A 21,025-nucleotide genomic window follows, 5' to 3' on the forward strand; every position below is an offset into this window, starting at 1 on the left:
CCCGGAAACATTGGCTTTCAGGGCTTTTTTGCCAGGTTTTGAGGGTTTTTGTGCCTTCGTGCGGTGCAGAGGGCACAGGATCGGTGCATTGCGGCAGAAATGATTGGGGCCGCTTTGCGGCCCTTTCGCGACACAAGGCCGCTCCTACAGGTCCGCGCTGGATTCAAGGTAAGCGCGGCCCTGTAGGAGCGGCCTTGTGTCGCGAAAGGGCTGCAAAGCAGCCCCAGTATTGAATGGCCTGTGTATGACTCAATGGTCTTCGCTGTCATCCTCATCGCCGCCAGCGACATTCATCCCCAGCTCCTTGATCTTGCGGGTCAAGGTATTGCGCCCCCAGCCCAGCAACAACGCCGCATCCCGACGCCGCCCGGCCGTGTGCTTGAGGGCGGTCTCGATCATGATCCGTTCGAAACTGGGCACCGCACTGTCGAGCAGGTTCGATTGGCCACGGGCCAGCGCCTGGTCCGCCCACTGGCGCAGCGCCTGTTCCCAGTTGGTCACGGGGGCGGCGTCCTGCGGCAGGTTCAGCAGCTCGGGAGGCAAGTCACCGATCAGCACTTCACGGCTGGACGCCATCACGGTGATCCAGCGGCAGGTGTTTTCCATCTGCCGCACGTTGCCCGGCCACGGCAGGTTGCGGATGAACTCTTCGGTTTCCGGCTTCAGCAGTTTTGGCTCCACCGCCAGCTCCTGCGCGGCGCGGGCGAGGAAGTGGCGGGCGAGTGCAGGGATATCTTCGCGGCGGTCGGCCAGGCGCGGAATGTGGATGCGGATCACATTGAGCCGGTGGAACAAGTCTTCGCGGAACTTGCCAGCCTGCACCAACGACTCCAGGTTCTGGTGGGTGGCGGCAATGATGCGCACATCCACCTTGACCGGCACGTGGCCACCCACCCGGTAGAACTCGCCATCGGCCAGCACCCGCAGCAGGCGGGTTTGGGTGTCGGCGGGCATGTCGCCGATCTCGTCGAGGAACAACGTACCGCCATCGGCCTGCTCGAAGCGGCCGCGGCGCAGGTTGGCCGCACCGGTAAAGGCGCCTTTCTCGTGGCCGAACAGCTCGGACTCCATCAGGTCCTTGGGGATGGCTGCCATGTTCAGGGCAATGAACGGTGACGCCGCACGCGGGCTGTGGCGGTGCAACGCATGCGCCACCAGCTCTTTGCCGGTGCCGGACTCACCGTTGATCAGTACCGTGATGTTGGAGTGGCTCAGGCGACCGATGGCGCGGAACACCTCCTGCATCGCCGGCGCTTCGCCGATGATCTCTGGCGTACGGGCCAAAGCTTGTGGCACATCGAGGCCTTGCTGCTCCTGGGCATGCTGGTTGGCGCGCTTGACCAGCGACACCGCCTCGTCCACGTCGAACGGCTTGGGCAGGTACTCGAATGCGCCGCCCTGGTAGGACGCCACGGCACTGTCGAGGTCGGAGTGAGCGGTCATGATGATGACCGGCAGGCGCGGGTGCTGTTCGCGGATCTGGGCCAGCAGGTCAAGGCCGCTGGTGCCCGGCATGCGGATGTCGGAAATGATCACATCCGGTTGCTGGCGGGCCAGGCGGCCCATCACGCCATCAGCGCTGTCGAAGCTCTGGGTGGTCATGCCTTCCTGTTGCAGGGCTTTTTCCAGGACCCAGCGGATGGAGCGATCATCGTCGACGATCCATACGGTTTCACTTCGGCTCATGAGGCGGTGGCTCCTTGTTCCAGAGGCAGGTAAATCGAGAAGGCGGTATGGCCCGCGTGGCTTTCACACTCGATCAGGCCCTGGTGCTGGCTGATGATGTTCTGGGTGATGGCCAGGCCCAGCCCGGTACCGTCCGGGCGCCCGCTGACCATGGGATAGAAAAGGGTGTCTTGCAGTTCCGACGGGATGCCGGGGCCGTTGTCGATGATCTCGACGCGTGCCACCAGGCGGTGGCGCACATGGCCGATGGTGAACTGGCGCAGCGCACGGCTGCGCAGGGTGATGCGGCCCAGGCGCAGTTCGTTCTGCGAGCTGATCGCCTGCATGGCGTTGCGCACGATGTTCAGCACCGCCTGGATCATCTGCTCACGGTCGATCAGCACATCCGGCAGGCTTGGGTCGTAGTCGCGCACCAACGTGATGCAGCCCTGGCTTTCGGCGTCCACCAGGCTGCAGACCCGCTCCAGCACTTCGTGGATGTTAGTCATGGCCAGCGAGGGCAGTTTGTTCGAGCCCAGCATGCGGTCGACCAGGTTGCGCAGGCGGTCGGCCTCTTCGATGATCACGTTGGTGTAGTCGCGCAGGCCTTCTTCAGGCAGCTCGCGGGCCAACAGCTGCGCCGCGCCGCGGATGCCACCGAGCGGGTTCTTGATCTCGTGGGCCAGGCCCCGCACCAGCATCTTGGTGGTTTCCTGCTTGCTCAGCTGGGCTTCTTCCTTGGTGATGCGCAGCAGCCGATCGCGCGGGTGCACCTCGAGCAGCAGCAGGGTCTGGCCCTGGTGCAGAATCGGCGTGACAGCGTAGTCGACGGTGATGGTCTGCCCAGTCAGCGAGGTCAGTTGCGCCTCGCGCTTGGTGAACGGGTGCGCCTGTTCCACCGCCTGGCGCAGCGAGCTGAGCGCTTCGGTCGATTCGGTGAACAACTCGCTGATGAACTGCCCATGGCTGCGCTGGCCACTGACGGCCAACAGCATTTCTGCCGCCGGGTTCATGTATTCCAGGCGCAGCTCGGCGTTCAGCAGGAGCGTGGCGGTGGTCAGGTTGTCCAGAAGCAGACGGTGCTGTGCATCGCTGATGGTCATAAGGCGTCGTTGACCTCTTTTGGCGCTTGCATGGCACTGGGTGGCCAGAGCCGGGCGCGCTGTGGATCCGCTGATGCCAGGAAAATGCAAGAAACAAACCAAAGCTCCGAAAAGAAGCGAGATTTGCCCATAAAGGCCTGTATCTGCGCACTTTCGGATCAGAAACTCTGGATGAAACGTTTCACTTGACCCAGATTGGGGAGCAAATAGGGGCACGGCTGGCAGTTGTGCACCAAGATAGAGCATAGCGGGAGTGGCGAGGGTTCTGCGTGGGCAGAAACAAAAACGGCCTCCCGAAGGAGGCCGTCTTGATCACGTCATCGGCGCCAGGCGCCGATCAGATCAGCAGCTGTAGTACAGCTCGTATTCCAGCGGGTGCACGAAGGTACGGACTTTGATCTCTTCTTCGCTCTTCAGCTCGATGAAGGCATCGATGAAGTCGTCGGAGAACACGCCGCCCTTGGTCAGGAACGCACGGCCTTTATCCAGCTCTTCCAGGGCCTCTTTCAGGCTGCCGCAGACTTGCGGGATGTCTTTCGCCTCTTCAGGCGGCAGGTCGTACAGGTTCTTGTCGGCAGCATCGCCTGGGTGGATCTTGTTCTGGATGCCGTCCAGGCCAGCCATCAGCAGGGCCGCGAAGGCCAGGTACGGGTTGGCCGATGGGTCCGGGAAGCGCGCTTCGATACGGCGGGCTTTCGGGCTGCCGACGTACGGAATACGGATCGAGGCGGAACGGTTGCGCGCCGAGTAGGCCAGCATCACCGGGGCTTCGAAGCCTGGAACCAGACGCTTGTAGGAGTTGGTCGACGGGTTGGTGAAGCCGTTCAGGGCCTTACCATGCTTGATGATACCGCCGATGAAGTACAGGGCGGTGTCGGACAGGCCGGCATAGCCTTCACCCGAGAAGGTGTTCTTGCCGTCTTTCCAGATCGACATGTGCACGTGCATGCCCGAGCCGTTGTCGCCGTACAGTGGCTTCGGCATGAAGGTGGCGGTACGGCCGTAGGCGTCGGCAACGTTGTGCACGACGTACTTCAGGGCCTGTACTTCGTCAGCTTTCTTCACCAGGGTGTTGAACTTGACGCCGATTTCGTTCTGGCCGGCAGTCGCCACTTCGTGGTGGTGAACTTCAACGGTCTGACCCATTTCTTCCAGTGCGTTGCACATGGCAGTACGGATTTCGTGGTCGTGGTCGAACGGCGGAACTGGGAAGTAGCCGCCTTTGACGCCAGGACGGTGGCCTTTGTTGCCGCCTTCCACGTCAGCGCCAGTCATCCACGAGCCTTGCTCGGAGAAGATCTTGAACATCGAGCCGGAGATGTCCGACTGGAACTTCACTTCGTCGAAGATGAAGAACTCAGGCTCTGGGCCGGCGAATACGGTGTCACCGATGCCGGTGCTCTTCAGGTACTCTTCGGCGCGCTTGGCGATGCCGCGTGGGTCGCGATCGTAGCCCTGCATGCTCGACGGGTCGACGATGTCGCAGGTGATGATCAGGGTTGGCTCTTCGGTGAACGGGTCCAGCACGGCGGTGTCATCGACCGGCATCAGGATCATGTCGGAGGCTTCGATGCCTTTCCAGCCAGCGATGGAGGAACCGTCGAACATCTTGCCGACTTCGAAGAAATCTTCGTCCAGGCCATCACGCGCCGGCATGGTCACGTGGTGCTGAATGCCTTTGGTGTCCGTGAAACGCAGATCAATCCACTTGACGTCATGATCTTTGATGAGTTGAACCGACTTCGACATGTTGTCCTCCGGATGGTCTAGAGCGCGGTGGGCCGCTGCCCTGGAAAAAGGGTGTTGCCGGGCGCGGATAGTCGGCCAAGCTTACCTGCCTCACAAGGGAGCAAATTGCATGCCAGTGCCCGAAAATGGCGAGGGCGGGATAAAAGAGGGCGTTTGCGGGCATCTGGCGACAGGGTGGCGGGGAAAAGTGCACCCTTAAGATGCGGTTTTTAGTATCAGTGCACCAATAGTGTGCACGTGCTTAGTGTTGTGCTTTCTTTGAGGGCCTCTTCGCGGGTGAACCCGCTCCCACAGGGACCGCAGGGATTTCGAAGATTGTGCAATCCCCTGTAGGAGCGGGTTTACCCGCGAAAGGGCCGTAACAGGCGCCACAAAACTCGGCTCCTGCATTTATCTCAAAGCTTCTGATCAAAAGTTGGTCAAATCCTGAGCAATTTCCGATATAATTCGCGCCCCTCATTTTCGGCAGGCCCTGCGCGCGCTGTTAACCAATGAAACTTATCGTCAAAGTCTTCCCAGAAATCACCATCAAGAGCCGGCCGGTGCGCAAGCGCTTCATCCGTCAGCTCGGCAAGAACATCCGCAACGTGCTCAAGGATCTGGATCCTGAGCTCGCGGTCGATGGTGTCTGGGACAATCTCGAAGTGGTCACCCGCGTCGAAGACGAGAAGGTCCAGCGCGAGATGATCGAGCGCCTCACCTGCACGCCGGGTATCACCCACTTCCTGCAGGTCGAGGAATACCCGCTCGGCGACTTCGACGACATCGTCGAGAAGTGCAAGCAGCACTTCGGTCATCTGCTGGCAGGCAAGCACTTCGCCGTACGCTGCAAGCGGGGCGGCCACCACGACTTCACGTCGATGGACGTCGACCGCTACGTCGGCAGCCAGCTGCGTCAGCAGTGCGGCGCCGCCGGCATCGAGCTGAAGAACCCGGAAGTCCTGGTGCGCATCGAAATTCGCAACCAGCGCCTGTACGTGATCCACAACCAGCACCAGGGCATCGGCGGCTATCCGCTGGGCGCCCTGGAGCAAACCCTGGTACTGATGTCCGGTGGCTTCGACTCCACCGTGGCGGCCTACCAGATGATGCGCCGTGGCCTGATGACCCACTTCTGCTTCTTCAACCTCGGCGGCCGTGCCCACGAGCTGGGGGTGATGGAAGTTGCCCACTACCTGTGGAAAAAGTACGGCAGCAGCCAGCGCGTGCTGTTCATCAGCGTGCCGTTCGAAGAAGTGGTCGGCGAGATCCTCAACAAGGTCGACAACAGCTACATGGGCGTGACCCTCAAGCGCATGATGTTGCGCGGCGCCGCCCATATGGCCGACCGCTTGCAGATCGACGCGCTGGTCACCGGCGAGGCAATTTCCCAGGTCTCCAGCCAGACCCTGCCGAACCTGTCGATCATCGACTCGGCGACCGACAAGCTGGTGCTGCGCCCGCTGCTGGCCAGCCACAAGCAGGACATCATCGACCAGGCCACCGAAATCGGCACCGCCGACTTCGCCAAGCACATGCCTGAATACTGCGGCGTGATCTCGGTAAACCCGACCACCCACGCCAAGCGTCACCGCATGGAGCACGAAGAGAAGCAATTCGACATGGCCGTGCTGGAGCGCGCCCTCGAACGCGCCAAGTTCATCTCGATCGACCACGTGATCGATGAGCTGGGCAAGGACGTCGAGGTGGAAGAAGTGCGCGAAGCGCTGCCTGGCCAGATCGTCATCGACATCCGTCACCCCGATGCCCAGGAAGACGAACCCCTGGTGATCGAGGGCATCGAAGTCCAGGTGATGCCATTTTATGCAATTAATAGTCGCTTCAAGCAGCTGGATGAAACACGCCAGTACCTGCTGTATTGCGACAAGGGTGTGATGAGCCGACTGCACGCACACCACCTGCTCAGTGAGGGACATGCCAATGTGCGTGTTTATCGTCCGGCATAAGACGCCAGGGCTGTATGGCGGCAGCATCCGCCATCGCCCTCCCGACCACCGGGCCTGCTGAGCCTTATACCTTACATATTGGTCGCCTAGACTAGGCGGCAACCGAATCCTCTGATCGAGATACACTTGTGATCGAAAATCTGCGTAACATCGCCATCATCGCCCACGTTGACCATGGTAAAACCACGTTGGTCGACAAACTCCTGCGTCAGTCCGGCACTCTGGAGCGTAACGAGCTCAACGACGAGCGCGTCATGGACTCCAACGACCAGGAAAAAGAGCGCGGTATTACCATTCTGGCGAAAAACACCGCCATCAACTGGAACGGCTACCACATCAACATCGTCGACACCCCCGGCCACGCCGACTTCGGTGGCGAGGTTGAGCGTGTAATGTCGATGGTCGACTCCGTGCTGCTGCTGGTCGACGCTCAAGACGGCCCGATGCCGCAAACCCGCTTCGTGACCAAAAAGGCCTTCGAAGCTGGCCTGAAGCCAATCGTTGTCATCAACAAGGTTGACCGCCCGGGCGCGCGTCCTGACTGGGTTCTGGACCAGATCTTCGACCTGTTCGACAACCTCGGTGCCACCGACGAACAGCTGGACTTCAAAGTCGTCTACGCCTCGGCCCTGAACGGCATCGCCGGTCTGGACCACACCGAAATGGGCGAAGACATGACTGCCCTGTACCAGGCTGTCATCGACCACGTTCCAGCGCCAGCTGTTGACCGTGACGGCCCGTTCCAAATGCAGATCTCCGCTCTGGACTACAACAGCTTCCTGGGTGTTATCGGTGTTGGCCGTATTGCCCGTGGTCGCATCAAGCCGAACACCCCGGTTGTCGCCATCGACGCTGACGGCAAGAAGCGTAACGGCCGTATCCTCAAGCTGATGGGCCACCACGGCCTGCACCGCGTCGATGTCGAAGAAGCCCAAGCTGGCGACATCGTCTGCATCAGCGGTTTCGACGAGCTGTTCATCTCCGACACCCTGTGCGACCCGACTGCCGTTGAGGCGATGAAGCCGCTGACCGTTGACGAGCCTACCGTTTCGATGACCTTCCAGGTCAACGACTCGCCGTTCTGCGGCAAGGAAGGCAAGTTCGTCACCAGCCGTAACATCAAGGACCGTCTGGACAAAGAGCTGCTGTACAACGTTGCCCTGCGCGTTGAAGAAACCGACTCCCCAGACAAGTTCAAAGTCTCGGGCCGTGGTGAGCTGCACCTCTCGGTACTGATCGAAACCATGCGTCGCGAAGGCTTCGAGCTGGCCCTGGGCCGCCCAGAAGTGATCATCCGCGAAGTGGACGGCGTGAAGCAGGAACCGTTCGAAAACGTCACCATCGACATCCCTGAAGAAGCCCAGGGCAAGGTCATGGAAGAGATGGGTCTGCGTAAAGGCGACCTGACCAACATGGTTCCGGATGGCAAGGGCCGTGTACGCCTGGAATACAACATCCCGGCGCGTGGTCTGATCGGTTTCCGTAACCAGTTCCTGACCCTGACCAACGGTGCAGGCATCCTGACTTCGATCTTCGATCGCTACGACACCGTGAAGTCCGGCCACATGTCCGGCCGTCAGAACGGCGTACTGGTTTCGGTCGAAACCGGCAAGGCGCTGACCTACTCGCTGGAAACCCTCCAGGCGCGTGGCAAGCTGTTTGTCGAGCACGGTCAAGAGATCTACAACGGTCAGATCATCGGCCAGAACAGCCGCGACAACGACCTGGGCGTCAACCCTACCAAGGGCAAGAAGCTCGACAACATGCGTGCTTCGGGTAAAGACGAAGTCATCGCCCTGGTTCCGCCTGTTCGCTTCACCCTGGAACAGGCTCTGGAATACATCCAGGAAGACGAGCTGTGCGAAGTCACGCCGAAGTCCATCCGTCTTCGCAAGAAGATCCTGGACGAAAGCGAGCGTACCCGCGCTGCCAAGAAAGCCAAGAACAGCTGATTTAGCTGTGGCTGAATGAAAACGCCCCCGGTCGAAAGGCCGGGGGCGTTTTTGTTTGTCTGCAGATTTTTTACTGTCGGTGCTGGCCTCTTCGCGGGTAAACCCGCTCCCACAGGTACTGCGCAGGCATTGAAGATTGCGCAAATCCTGTGGGAGCGGGTTTACCCGCGAAGAGGCCGGAGCAAGCTATCGGTCAGCGACCAACCACCTTGGGCTTGTAGGCACAATACCCCGGCCGCGGCCCAACCTTGGGGTGGTTGCGGCAGGTGTCCGGACGCTTGTCATAAATGGTGCACAGCCGGCTCTTACGATCCAGGTACATGCAGTCATCGTTGCTCATCCGGGTCAGGGTGAAAATGCCTGACTTCTGGTTGAAGCGTTCGATGATGCCTTCCTTCTGCAGGCGTTTGGCCACGTTTTTGGGCGGTTCGTCTTTTTCGAACTCGTCTACCACGCCAATGCGGATCAGATCCTTGATCTTCACCTCCACCGGCAGGGTGCAACAGGTCGAGTGGCAGCCACCGCACATGTGGCTGGCATAGCGCTGCCAAGTCTCCAGGCGGTCGACTTCGGCGGCGGCGATCAGGGTCGTTTTCATCGTTATGGGGGTGAATCACGGGCTTGGGGCGCGCGATGATACCGGAGTTGTTCAATTTGTGAACAACCTTTTGCCCGATTCACGGTGTTGATTCAGTGTTCAGGCATGAAAACTGCGAACAGGAACGGTAAGTCCCTGTCGAAGGGTCTAGTCTCTTCACTCTCCCTCCGTATTCGTCAACTTGCCCGAGGATGCCGCATGTCCCAGGAACCCAAAGCACGTGACGCCGAGGTGGCCGATTTTCGCGCCGCTGTACTGGATAAGCTGACCTACGCGGTCGGCAAGGACCCCGAGCATGCCTTCGACCATGACTGGTTCGAAGCCATTGCCCTGGCCGCGCGTGATCACATGGTCGATCACTGGATGGACCACACCCGTCAGGCCTACCGGCGCAGTCAAAAGCGGGTGTATTACCTTTCTCTGGAATTTCTCATCGGGCGGCTGCTGTACGACAGCCTGAGCAACCTGGGCTTGCTGGACATCGCCCGTGAAGCCCTTGATGGCCTGGATGTCGACCTGGAGCGTATCCGCCTGCTCGAGCCGGATGCGGCGCTGGGCAACGGTGGCCTGGGGCGGCTCGCCGCTTGCTTCATGGAAAGCATGTCGACCCTGGGCATCGCCGCCCACGGCTACGGCATCCGCTACGAGCACGGCCTGTTTCGCCAGGCGGTGGTTGATGGCTGGCAGCAGGAGCAGACCGAAAACTGGCTGGACTTTGGCAACCCCTGGGAGTTCGAACGCGCCGAGGTGATCTACCCGATCAGTTTCGGCGGCAGCGTCGAAACGGTGCAAGACACCCACGGCCAGCAACGGCAAGTGTGGTGGCCTGGCGAGACGGTGCGCGCGGTGGCCTATGACACGCCGGTGGTCGGCTGGCGTGGCGCCAGCGTTAACACCTTGCGCCTGTGGCGTGCCCGGGCGCTGGAAGAGCTGCACCTGGAGCGCTTCAACGCCGGTGACCACCTGGGCGCGGTCGCCGAAGTGGCCCGTGCCGAGAGCATCTCACGCGTTCTCTACCCGGCCGACAGCACCGAAGCTGGCCAGGAACTGCGCCTGCGCCAGGAATACTTCTTCGTTTCGGCCTCGCTGCAGGACCTGCTGCGGCGCCACCTGAACATGCACAAGGACTTGCTCAACCTGCCCGATGCGGCGGCGATCCAGCTCAACGACACGCACCCGTCGATTGCCGTGGCCGAGTTGATGCGCCTGCTGGTCGACCAGCATGAAATCCCGTGGGAAAAGGCCTGGGAGCTGACCGTCGGCACCCTGGCCTACACCAACCACACCCTGCTGCCTGAGGCATTGGAAACTTGGCCGGTGGCGCTGATGGAGCGCATGCTGCCGCGGCACATGCAGATCATCTACTTGATCAACGCCTACCATATCGACGCCCTGCGCGCGAAAGGCCTGCACGACTTCGACGTGCTGCGGGCGGTGTCGTTGATCGAGGAGGAAAACGGCCGCCGGGTACGCATGGGCAACCTGGCGTTTCTGGGGTCGCACAGCGTCAACGGCGTGTCGGCACTGCACAGCAAGTTGATGAAGAGCACGGTGTTCGCCGAGCTGCACAAGCTCTACCCGCAGCGAATCAACAACAAGACCAACGGCATCACGTTCCGGCGTTGGCTGTACCAGTCCAACCCGCAATTGACCGAAATGCTGGTCGAGGCGCTGGGCCCGGAGCTCAAGGACGACCCGGAAGGGTTGCTCGCCAACCTGGTGCCGTTTGCCGACAAGAGCAGCTTCCGCAAGCAGTTCGCCGCCCAGCGCCTGCACAGCAAGCGCGCCCTGGCCAGCATCATCCAGGACCGTATCGGCGTGACGGTCAACCCGGAGGCGCTGTTCGATGTGCAGGTCAAGCGCATCCACGAATACAAGCGCCAACTGCTCAACCTGTTGCACACCGTGGCCTTGTACCAGGCCATACGCAACGATCCGGGCACCAACTGGGTGCCGAGGGTGAAGATTTTCGCCGGCAAGGCTGCGGCCAGCTATCACCAGGCCAAGCTGATCATCAAACTGGCCAACGACATCGCCCGGGTGGTGAACAACGACCCGACCGTGCGCGGCCTGCTCAAGGTGGTGTTCCTGCCCAACTACAACGTCAGCCTGGCCGAGAGCATCATCCCGGCGGCGGACCTGTCCGAGCAGATATCTACCGCCGGCTATGAAGCATCGGGTACCAGCAACATGAAGTTCGGCCTCAATGGCGCGCTGACCATCGGCACGCTGGACGGTGCCAACGTCGAGATGTGCGAGCACGTGGGGGCCGACAACATGTTCATCTTTGGCCTGACGGCGCAGCAGGTTGAGGCGCGGCGGCGAGCGGGAGACTTTGGCGCCAGTGTGGCGATTGCCGAGTCGAGCCGCTTGAACGACGTGCTTCAGTCGATTCGTAGCGGGGTGTTCTCGCCTGATGATCCCTCGCGCTATACCGGGTTGATCGATGGGCTGGTGGCGTATGACCGCTTCCTGGTGTGCGCCGATTTCGATGCCTACTGGGATGCTCAGCGGCGGGTCGAGGAGCTGTGGCATACGCCGCAGGAATGGTGGCGGATGGCGGTGCTGAACACGGCAAAGATGGGCTGGTTCTCGTCGGACCGGACCATCCGGGAGTATGCGGGGGAGATCTGGAAGGCACTGGATTGAGCATGGGGCCGCGGTGCGGCCCATTCGCGGGGCAAGCCCGCTCCCACAGGATCTGCGTTGCCTTGAAGGCTGCGCAAAACCTGTGGGAGCGGGCTTGCCCGCGAATGGGTCGCACAGCGGCCCCAGTCGACAGCCGGCCTGGCAAAGGCTGAACTACCGACCTATTGTGCCGTCAGACAGCCCAGGCGAGTCTCATCACTCGCTAGCATCGCACTCTCCCTGTAAACTGCGGGGGTTTTTCTCCCCCTTTCCATTTCGGAGCCATACATGTCCCGCGTTACCCTGAGTCGCTATCTGATTGAGCAGACCCGCAGCAACAATACCCCTGCCGATCTGCGCTTCCTGATCGAAGTGGTGGCGCGCGCGTGCAAAGAGATCAGCCACCACGTGTCCAAAGGCGCCCTGGGCGGCGTACTGGGCAGCATGGGCACCGAAAACGTGCAAGGCGAAGTACAGAAGAAGCTGGACGTTATCTCCAACGACATCCTGCTGGAGGCCAACGAGTGGGGCGGCCACCTGGCCGGCATGGCGTCCGAAGAAATGGACAACGCCTACCAGATCCCAGGCAAATACCCGAAAGGCGCCTACCTGCTGGTCTTCGACCCGCTGGACGGCTCGTCTAACATCGACGTCAACGTTTCGGTCGGGACCATCTTCTCGGTACTGCGTTGCCCTAACCAGTACCTGAGCCAGAACGAAAGCCTCAACGAAGAAGCGTTCCTGCAGCCAGGCACCGAGCAGGTTGCTGCCGGTTATGCCATCTACGGCCCGCAGACCATGCTGATCCTGACCCTGGGTAATGGCGTCAAAGGCTTTACCCTGGACCGCGAACTGGGCAGCTTCGTCCTGACCCACGAAAATATCCAGGTACCGGCCACCACCGCTGAATTCGCCATCAACATGTCCAACCAGCGCCACTGGGAAGCCCCGGTACAGCGTTACGTGGACGAACTGCTGGCCGGTGAAACCGGTCCGCTGAAAAAGAACTACAACATGCGTTGGATCGCCTCGATGGTCGCCGACGTGCACCGCATCCTGACCCGTGGCGGCCTGTTCATGTACCCGCGTGACGCTCGCGACCCGAGCAAGCCGGGCAAGCTGCGCCTGATGTACGAAGCCAACCCGATGTCGTTCATCATCGAGCAGGCTGGCGGCGCATCCACCAATGGTTACGATCGTATCCTCGACATCAAGCCAGAGAGCCTGCACCAGCGCGTGTCGGTCATCCTCGGCTCGAAGGAAGAGGTCGAGCGCGTCACCGCGTATCACAAGGAGTAAGTCATGCTCGCACCTTGGCAGCCGTTGCTGGAGTGGTGGTTCGGTTGGGGCACCAGTCCCCAGGCCGTGGCTGACGAGATGAGCACGCTGTGGTTCGGCAAGCATCACGATGCCGAGGCCCAGGCGCTGTTTGGCGACTTGGTCGAACACGCCCTGACCGGCGGGCTCGAAGAGTGGCAGCAGAGCCCGCAAGGCTGGCTCGGCCTGCTGATCCTGCTGGACCAGCTGCCTCGCATGATTTACCGCGACACGCCGCGCGCCTTCGAGGGCGACCGGCGTGCGCAGGTGGTGGCCATGCAGGGCCTGCAAAAAGGCTGGGATTACCAGTTGCTGCCGATCCAGCGGGTGTTCGTGCTGCTGGTGCTGGAGCATGCCGAGGTGCTGGACTGGCAAAACCTGTGCGTCGAACGTTATCAGATGCTGCTGGACGAGCAACCTGAGGCCAATCGCCGGTTGTTCGAGGGGTTCCTCGACTACGCCGAGCAGCACCAGCGGGTGATTGCCCGGTTCGGGCGCTTCCCGCACCGCAACCTGATGCTGGAGCGGCCGAGCACCAGCGAAGAGATGGACTTTTTGCTGGAGCCTGGCTCCAGGTTCTGATTGCCACTGGGCCTGCTGCGCAGGCCTGTCGCGACACAAAAACCGCGCGTGCATCTGCAGGCGCGGTTTTTTTGTGCCTGCCATTGGCCAGCCGACCAATGGTGTAGGTGAAAAGGGGGGAGGGCAGGGAACCAGGGAGGGATTTTCCCGTCGAAGGTCACTGCAGGCCACTCGCCTGTATCCCCTGTTCAGGAGTGTCCTTCATGTCGTTGCGTTCCCTCGTCCTGTTGTCCCTGTGCGTCGTTCTGACCGCGTGCAGCAAGATCAACCAGGAAAACTATTCCAAGCTCAAGGCCGGTATGAACAAGGCCGAGGTCGAGCAACTGCTCGGCACGCCCACCGAGTGCTCTGGCGCACTGGGCATGAGCAGCTGTACCTGGGGGGACGAGAAGAGCTTTATCAGCGTGCAATACGCGGCCGACAAAGTACTGATGTATTCAGGGCAGGGCCTCAAATGAGGCGTGTCCACCTGCTGCTGGGGGTGTGCCTGGTAATGCTGCTGGGCGGCTGCGCTACGGCTGCGCATGACCCGCTGGCGCCGAAAACCGCCGGCAATGTCGACCTCAAGCGCTACCAGGGCAAATGGTACGAGCTGGCGCGCCTGCCGATGCGCTACCAAGAGGGCTGCGAGCAGTCCGAGGCGCATTACAACCTGAAGCAGGACGGCACGTTTGGCGTGCTCAATCGCTGCCGCACGATCGGTGACGAATGGCTGCGCGCCGAGGGGCATGCCAACATCCAGGAGCCGGGGCATACCGACAAGCTGTGGGTCGAGTTCGATAACTGGTTCACGCGCCTGGTGCCGGGTGTGGCGAGGGGCGAGTACTGGATTCTGTACGTGGACGACCGCTACCACACGGCGATCGTCGGCAGCCCGGACCGCAAATACCTGTGGATCCTGTCCCGCACACCGAGCCTGCCAGCCTGGCAGCGCGAGAGCTTGCTGGCCAAGGCACGGCAGCAGGGCTATGACACCAGCCGGCTGATCTGGCGCACGGCTGACCAGCAGATCGTCAAGTCTCATTGATGCCATTCACGCTGTGCGTGTAGGAGCAGCCTTGTGCTGCGAAGAGGCCGGTAGGCATTCAGCAAATGCTGGGGTAATACCGGCCTCTTCGCAGCACAAGGCTGCATCTACCCTCAGTTCAGCAGTTGACGCAGAACCTCGACGAACGCCCGCGCGCTTTCCTCTTCCTGTGCATGGCGCCCCTGGCGCACTACCCATTGCCCGTTAACCATCACATCGCGCACCTGGCGATCGCCGCCCGCGAACAGCCAGCGGTTGAGAATCGCATCGCCCTTTGCCGTGGCGATGTACGGGTCCTGCCCGTCGAGCACCAGCCAGTCGGCTCGCTTGCCCACTGCCAACTCGCCGACCGCTTGCCCAAGCGCCTGGGCGCCGCCGCTCAAGGCCGCGTCATACAGCGTGCGGCCGACCATCGGTTGGTCGCTGCCGTACAACCGGTTGCGCCGTTGATCGCGTAGCCGCTGGCCATACTCCAGCCAACGCAGCTCCTCCACCACGCTGAGCGACACATGGCTGTCCGAGCCAATGCCCATGCGCCCACCTTGTGCCAGGTAATCCACCGCCGGGAAGATACCGTCGCCCAGGTTGGCCTCGGTGGTCAGGCACAGGCCTGCCACCGCGCCGCTGCGGGCCATGGCGGTAACTTCATCAGCTTCGGCATGGGTGGCATGCACCAGGCACCAGCGCGCGTTCACGTCGACATGTTCGTACAGCCACTGCAGCGGACGGCGGCCGCTCCAGGCCAGGCAGTCGTCGACTTCCTTCTGTTGTTCGGCAATGTGGATATGCACCGGGCTGTGCGGGCTGCCAGCCTCCAGCACATGGGCGATCTGCCCTGGCGTGACCGCCCGCAGCGAGTGGAAGCACAGGCCCAGTTGCTGTGCCGGCTGCGCGGCCAGCAGGGGGGCGAGTTGTGCCTGCAGGCGCAGGTACTGCTCGGTGGAATTGATGAACCGCCGTTGCCCTTCGTTCGGAGCCTGGCCGCCGAAGCCGGCGTGGCTGTAGAGCACCGGCAGCAGGGTCAGGCCGATGCCGCTGCTGGCTGCCGCCGCGCTGATGCGCCGGGACAGTTCGGCAGGGTCAGCGTAGGCCTTGCCGGCCTGGTCGTGGTGCACGTAGTGGAACTCGGCCACCGAGGTGTAGCCGGCCTTGAGCATCTCGATATACAGCTGGCGCGCGATGACCTGCAGTTGCTCCGGGTTGATCTGGCCCACCAGGCGGTACATCAGGTCACGCCAGGTCCAGAAGCTGTCGTTGGGGTTGCTCGCCACTTCCGCCAGCCCTGCCATGGCACGTTGAAAGGCATGCGAATGCAGGTTGGGCATGCCTGGCAGCAGCGGGCCGGCCAGCCGTTCGGCGCCTTCGGCCGAAGCATCGGGCTCGATACGGGCCACGTTACCATCGCTGGCGACCTCGATTCGGACATTGCTGGCCCACCCGTTGGGCAGCAGGGCACGTTCGGCGAAGTAGGCGGACATCGGTGAAATCCTGTTATTGTTAACTTGTATATACATATACAGGCGTTTGCCTGCCGGGTAAACTGCGGCAAGCTACCGCTCATTCAATCGCACAAGGATCCAACGCCGTGCCGACACCTCCTGTCTCCGCGCTGGTTGCCCAGATGGGCGAGGGCCCGGCGCCGCTGTACGCGCGGGTCAAACAGATGATCATCCAGCACATCGACAACGGCAGCTGGCCGCCTCATCACCGGGTCCCTTCGGAAAGCGAACTGGTCAGCCAACTGGGCTTCAGCCGCATGACCATCAACCGCGCCCTGCGTGAGCTCACGGCCGAAGGCTTGCTGGTGCGCATGCAAGGGGTCGGCACGTTCGTCGCCGAGCCCAAGAGCCGTTCGGCGCTGTTCGAGGTCAACAACATCGCCGACGAAATTGCCGGGCGTGGCCACCAGCATAGCTGCCAGGTGATCACCCTTATCGAAGAAGCGGCCGGCTCCGAGCGCGCCCTGGCGCTGGACATGCGCGAAGGCCAGCGGGTGTTCCATTCGCTGATCGTGCACTACGAAAATGGTATCCCGGTGCAAATCGAGGACCGCTACGTCAACGCAGCGATCGCCCCTGATTACCTCAAGCAGGATTTCACCCGGCAGACGCCTTACGCCTACTTGTCCCAGGTCGCGCCGTTGACCGAGGGTGAGCACGTGGTCGAGGCGATCCTGGCCGAGCCGCACGAGTGCCAGCTGCTGCAGATTGAGCGGGGCGAGCCATGCCTGCTGATTCGCCGCCGCACCTGGTCCGGTCGCCAGCCGGTCACCGCTGCGCGGTTGATCCACCCCGGTTCCCGTCATCGCCTTGAAGGACGTTTCAGCAAATGAGCCAGATGCAGGTATTGCGTGCGCAGGGGTACCCGCGCATGCCGTGGAAGAACGGCGGGGGCTTCACCGAGGAAATCACCCGCGACAGCGGCGAGGGCCTCGACGGGTTCGGCTGGCGTTTGTCGATTGCCGATATCGAAGAGTCAGGCGGGTTCTCGTCGTTCGCCGGTTACCAGCGGATCATCACCGTGCTGCAGGGCGATGGCATGCGCCTGTTGGTCGATGGCCAGGCCAGTCGGCCGCTGTTGCCGTTCGATGCCTTTGCGTTTGCCGGCGAGAGCCAAGTCAGTTGCAAGCTGCTAGGTGGGGCGATTCGTGATTTCAACCTGATCTATTCGCCGCAGCGCTATCGGGCGCGGTTGCAGTGGTTCGATGGTACCCACCGGCTGTTCAGTTCGGCGTCGACGCTGTTGTTGTTTGCGGCCAGTAGCCAGGTCGAGGTGGCCATGGCGGGGCGTGAGATGCAGCGGCTGGGGTTGTATGACTGCTTGCGGCTTGAGGGTAACGATGAATTGCTGGGGCTGGAGGTTCAGGGGCGTTTTTGCCTGATCGAGCTGACAGCGCGCTGATCTCATTGCCGTGGAACTGGGGCTGCTGTGCAGCCCAATCGCCGGCAAGCCGGCTCCCACAGGGTCTTTGTGGGAGCCGGCTTGCCGGCGATTGGGTCGCGCAGCGGCCCCTTTGCATTTTGGAAGGAAAAATTTGGTTGTCCATGCTTGTACATACAAGTAAAGGTGTGTTTGTATATTGACCACGACACACCTGCCCGCGGACGACCGCAGAGGACCCTTCCCGTGACCGACAACAACAAATACCGTGACGTTGAAATCCGTGCCCCACGTGGCAACAAGCTGACCGCCAAAAGCTGGCTGACCGAAGCGCCACTGCGCATGCTGATGAACAACCTCGATCCGCAGGTCGCCGAAAACCCGAAAGAACTGGTGGTCTACGGTGGTATTGGCCGCGCTGCCCGCAACTGGGCCTGCTACGACAAGATCGTCGAGACCTTGACCCGCCTGGAAGACGACGAAACCCTGCTGGTGCAGTCGGGCAAGCCGGTCGGCGTGTTCAAGACCCACAGCAACGCCCCCCGCGTACTGATCGCCAACTCCAACTTGGTGCCGCACTGGGCTAACTGGGAACACTTCAACGAACTGGATGCCAAGGGCCTGGCCATGTACGGCCAGATGACTGCCGGCAGCTGGATCTACATCGGCAGCCAGGGCATCGTCCAGGGCACCTACGAAACCTTCGTCGAGGCCGGCCGCCAGCACTACGGTGGCAGCCTCAAAGGCAAGTGGGTACTGACCGCAGGCCTCGGCGGCATGGGCGGCGCCCAGCCACTGGCCGCGACCCTGGCCGGCGCGTGCTCGCTGAACATCGAATGCCAGCAGAGCCGTATCGATTTCCGTCTGGAAACCCGCTACGTCGACGAGCAGGCCAACGACCTCGACGACGCCCTGGCGCGCATCGCCAAGTACACCGCCGAAGGCAAGGCCATCTCTATCGCCTTGCACGGTAACGCCGCTGAAATCCTGCCTGAGCTGGTCAAGCGTGGCGTGCGTCCGGACATGGTCACCGACCAGACCAGCGCCCACGACCCGCTCAACGGCTACCTGCCGGCCGGCTGGACCTGGGAGCAGTACCGCGACCGCGCGCAGACCGAACCGGCTGCGGTGGTCAAGGCTGCCAAGCAGTCCATGGCTGTGCACGTACAGGCCATGCTCGACTTCCAGAAGCAGGGCATCCCGACCTTCGACTACGGCAACAACATTCGCCAGATGGCCAAGGAAGAGGGCGTGGCCAACGCCTTTGACTTCCCAGGCTTCGTACCGGCCTACATTCGCCCGCTGTTCTGTCGCGGCGTAGGTCCGTTCCGCTGGGCCGCGCTGTCTGGCGAAGCCGATGACATCTACAAGACCGACGCCAAGGTCAAAGAACTGATCCCCGACGACGCCCACCTGCACCGCTGGCTGGACATGGCCCGCGAGCGCATCAGCTTCCAAGGCCTGCCAGCGCGTATCTGCTGGGTCGGCCTGGGCCTGCGCGCCAAGCTGGGCCTGGCGTTCAACGAAATGGTCCGCAGCGGCGAGCTGTCGGCGCCGATCGTGATTGGCCGCGACCACCTGGACTCCGGTTCGGTATCGAGCCCCAACCGCGAAACCGAAGCCATGCGTGACGGCTCCGACGCCGTCTCCGACTGGCCGTTGCTCAATGCCCTGCTCAACACCGCCAGCGGCGCCACCTGGGTGTCGCTGCACCACGGCGGCGGCGTAGGCATGGGCTTCTCGCAGCACTCCGGCATGGTCATCGTCTGCGACGGTACCGATGAAGCCGCCGAGCGCATCGCCCGCGTGCTGACCAACGACCCAGGCACCGGCGTTATGCGCCATGCCGACGCCGGCTACGACATCGCCGTCGATTGCGCCAAAGAGCAAGGCCTCGACCTGCCAATGATCACGGGCTGATCGCTGCACTTTGAGAGATACTGAACAACAAGAAGGGGCCTGCGGGCCCCGACAGAATGGAGTAGCGAAGTGACCGAACTGACCCTCAAGCCTGGCACCCTGACCCTGGCCCAGCTGCGCGCGATCCACGCCGCACCCGTGCGCCTGCGCCTGGATGCCAGCGCCGACCAGCCGATCAACGACAGCGTTGCCTGCGTCGAACAGATTCTTGCCGAAGACCGCACTGCCTACGGCATCAACACCGGTTTCGGCCTGCTGGCCTCGACCCGCATTGCCAGCCACGACCTGGAAAACCTGCAGCGCTCGCTGGTGCTGTCCCACGCCGCCGGCATCGGCGCGCCGCTGGATGACGACCTGGTGCGCTTGATCATGGTGCTCAAGATCAACAGCCTCAGCCGTGGTTTCTCCGGCATCCGCCGCAAGGTGATCGATGCACTGATCGCCCTGGTCAACGCCGAAGTCTACCCACACATCCCGCTCAAAGGCTCGGTCGGTGCTTCCGGCGACCTGGCACCGCTGGCGCACATGTCGCTGGTGCTGCTCGGCGAAGGCAAGGCGCGCTACAAGGGCCAGTGGCTGTCGGCCACCGAAGCCCTGGCCGTTGCTGGCCTGGAACCTCTGACCCTGGCCGCCAAAGAGGGCTTGGCCCTGCTCAACGGCACCCAGGCGTCCTCGGCCTACGCCTTGCGCGGGCTGTTCTACGCCGAAGACCTGTACGCCGCTGCCATTGCCTGCGGTGGCCTGACCGTCGAAGCGGCGCTGGGCTCGCGTTCGCCGTTCGATGCACGGGTGCATGCCGTGCGTGGCCAGCGTGGCCAGATCGACACCGCCGCGTGCTTCCGCGACCTGCTGGGTGAAACCAGCGAAGTCTCGCAATCGCACAAGAACTGCGACAAGGTCCAAGACCCGTACTCGCTGCGCTGCCAGCCACAGGTCATGGGCGCTTGCCTGACCCAGCTACGCCAGGCTGCCGAAGTGCTGGGCATCGAAGCCAACGCCGTGTCCGACAACCCGCTGGTGTTCGCGGCTGAAGGTGACGTGATCTCGGGCGGTAACTTCCACGCAGAGCCGGTGGCCATGGCCGCTGACAACCTGGCCCTGGCCATCGCCGAAATCGGCTCGCTGAGCGAGCGCCGCATTTCGCTGATGATGGACAAGCACATGTCCCAACTGCCGCCGTTCCTGGTGGAAAACGGTGGGGTCAACTCCGGCTTCATGATCGCCCAGGTCACCGCTGCTGCGCTGGCCAGCGAGAACAAGGCGCTGTCGCACCCGCACAGCGTCGACAGTCTGCCCACCTCGGCCAACCAGGAAGACCACGTGTCGATGGCCCCGGCGGCGGGCAAGCGCCTGTGGGAAATGGCCGAGAACACCCGTGGCGTGCTGGCCATCGAGTGGTTGGGCGCCTGCCAGGGCCTGGACCTGCGCAAAGGGCTGAAGACCTCCGCCAAGCTGGAGCAGGCGCGTCAGGCGCTGCGCAGCGAAGTGCCGCACTACGACCGCGACCGGTTCTTTGCGCCGGATATCGAGAAGGCTGTCGAACTGCTGGCCAAGGGCAGCCTGACTGGGCTGCTGCCGGCTGGTGTTCTGCCTAGCCTGTAATGCCTTCGGGGCCGCGTTGCGGCCCATTCGCAGCACAAGGCTGCTCCTACAACGGC

16 protein-coding genes are annotated in these 21,025 nt (G+C 62.2%); 11 read left to right on the forward strand and 5 right to left on the reverse strand.

Going from position 1 to position 21,025, the window contains the following annotated elements; translation table 11 throughout:
- Positions 1 to 249: 249 nt before the first annotated feature.
- The 3 genes from ntrC to glnA all read right to left on the reverse strand — a co-directional run bounded on the left by ntrC (position 250) and on the right by glnA (position 4,517).
- On the reverse strand, positions 250 to 1,686 hold the full coding sequence (gene ntrC, locus D886_RS0102435) for a nitrogen regulation protein NR(I) (RefSeq protein ID WP_027592383.1): 1,437 nt from the start codon (positions 1,684 to 1,686) through the stop codon (positions 250 to 252).
- Positions 1,683 to 2,768 carry a nitrogen regulation protein NR(II) gene (gene glnL / locus D886_RS0102440; protein ID WP_027592384.1) on the reverse strand — a complete coding sequence of 362 codons (1,086 nt, stop codon included), beginning with the start codon at positions 2,766 to 2,768 and terminating at the stop codon, positions 1,683 to 1,685. The genes ntrC and glnL overlap by 4 nt, the downstream gene beginning before the upstream one ends.
- A gap of 342 nt (positions 2,769 to 3,110) precedes the next feature.
- Positions 3,111 to 4,517, reverse strand: a complete 1,407-nt coding sequence (gene glnA, locus D886_RS0102445) for a type I glutamate--ammonia ligase (RefSeq protein WP_008095432.1) — start codon at positions 4,515 to 4,517, stop codon at positions 3,111 to 3,113.
- Between the two features lie 491 nt (positions 4,518 to 5,008).
- On the opposite strand from glnA, the gene thiI reads away from it, so the two are divergent.
- Together thiI and typA are read left to right on the forward strand one after the other, a co-directional pair.
- Entirely contained in the window at positions 5,009 to 6,463 is a 1,455-nt protein-coding gene (thiI, locus tag D886_RS0102450; protein ID WP_027592385.1) for a tRNA uracil 4-sulfurtransferase ThiI, read from the forward strand.
- Positions 6,464 to 6,591: 128 nt separating this feature from the next.
- Positions 6,592 to 8,415, forward strand: a complete 1,824-nt coding sequence (gene typA, locus D886_RS0102455; protein WP_027592386.1) for a translational GTPase TypA — start codon at positions 6,592 to 6,594, stop codon at positions 8,413 to 8,415.
- Between the two features lie 193 nt (positions 8,416 to 8,608).
- Here typA and D886_RS0102460 read toward each other — a convergent pair whose 3' ends face one another.
- On the reverse strand, positions 8,609 to 9,013 hold the full coding sequence (locus D886_RS0102460; RefSeq protein WP_016712459.1) for a YkgJ family cysteine cluster protein: 405 nt from the start codon (positions 9,011 to 9,013) through the stop codon (positions 8,609 to 8,611).
- Positions 9,014 to 9,211: 198 nt separating this feature from the next.
- Here D886_RS0102460 and D886_RS0102465 point away from each other — a divergent pair, with 198 nt between their 5' ends.
- From D886_RS0102465 to D886_RS0102485, 5 genes are all read left to right on the forward strand, one after another.
- Entirely contained in the window at positions 9,212 to 11,662 is a 2,451-nt protein-coding gene (locus D886_RS0102465) for a glycogen/starch/alpha-glucan phosphorylase (RefSeq protein ID WP_027592387.1), read from the forward strand.
- A gap of 267 nt (positions 11,663 to 11,929) precedes the next feature.
- Entirely contained in the window at positions 11,930 to 12,940 is a 1,011-nt protein-coding gene (locus D886_RS0102470; protein WP_027592388.1) for a class 1 fructose-bisphosphatase, read from the forward strand.
- A 3-nt stretch (positions 12,941 to 12,943) separates the two neighbouring features.
- The gene (locus D886_RS0102475) at positions 12,944 to 13,540 is read left to right on the forward strand and encodes a DUF924 family protein (RefSeq protein WP_027592389.1); all 597 of its coding nucleotides are present in this window, start codon (positions 12,944 to 12,946) and stop codon (positions 13,538 to 13,540) included.
- Positions 13,541 to 13,743: 203 nt separating this feature from the next.
- On the forward strand, positions 13,744 to 13,998 hold the full coding sequence (gene bamE, locus D886_RS0102480; protein ID WP_027592390.1) for an outer membrane protein assembly factor BamE: 255 nt from the start codon (positions 13,744 to 13,746) through the stop codon (positions 13,996 to 13,998).
- Complete coding sequence (locus D886_RS0102485) at positions 13,995 to 14,567, forward strand: lipocalin family protein (protein ID WP_027592391.1); 573 nt, start codon at positions 13,995 to 13,997, stop codon at positions 14,565 to 14,567. Before bamE ends, D886_RS0102485 begins: the two co-directional genes overlap by 4 nt.
- Positions 14,568 to 14,680: 113 nt before the next feature.
- Here D886_RS0102485 and D886_RS0102490 read toward each other — a convergent pair whose 3' ends face one another.
- Positions 14,681 to 16,045: a formimidoylglutamate deiminase gene (locus tag D886_RS0102490; protein ID WP_027592392.1), complete on the reverse strand. Its 1,365-nt coding sequence runs from the start codon at positions 16,043 to 16,045 to the stop codon at positions 14,681 to 14,683.
- A gap of 143 nt (positions 16,046 to 16,188) precedes the next feature.
- Here D886_RS0102490 and hutC point away from each other — a divergent pair, with 143 nt between their 5' ends.
- The 4 genes from hutC to hutH all read left to right on the forward strand — a co-directional run bounded on the left by hutC (position 16,189) and on the right by hutH (position 20,969).
- Positions 16,189 to 16,899, forward strand: coding sequence for a histidine utilization repressor (gene hutC, locus D886_RS0102495; protein WP_177323870.1), 711 nt, complete (start codon positions 16,189 to 16,191; stop codon positions 16,897 to 16,899).
- Positions 16,896 to 17,468 carry a HutD family protein gene (locus D886_RS0102500; protein WP_027592394.1) on the forward strand — a complete coding sequence of 191 codons (573 nt, stop codon included), beginning with the start codon at positions 16,896 to 16,898 and terminating at the stop codon, positions 17,466 to 17,468. Before hutC ends, D886_RS0102500 begins: the two co-directional genes overlap by 4 nt.
- Before the next feature lie 225 nt (positions 17,469 to 17,693).
- Positions 17,694 to 19,367, forward strand: a complete 1,674-nt coding sequence (hutU, locus tag D886_RS0102505; protein ID WP_027592395.1) for a urocanate hydratase — start codon at positions 17,694 to 17,696, stop codon at positions 19,365 to 19,367.
- Between the two features lie 69 nt (positions 19,368 to 19,436).
- Positions 19,437 to 20,969, forward strand: a complete 1,533-nt coding sequence (gene hutH / locus D886_RS0102510; RefSeq protein WP_027592396.1) for a histidine ammonia-lyase — start codon at positions 19,437 to 19,439, stop codon at positions 20,967 to 20,969.
- Positions 20,970 to 21,025: the final 56 nt, after the last annotated feature.

Origin of the sequence: Pseudomonas sp. LAIL14HWK12:I7 (assembly GCF_000483465.1) — a bacterium.
GTDB lineage: Bacteria > Pseudomonadota > Gammaproteobacteria > Pseudomonadales > Pseudomonadaceae > Aquipseudomonas > Aquipseudomonas kermanshahensis.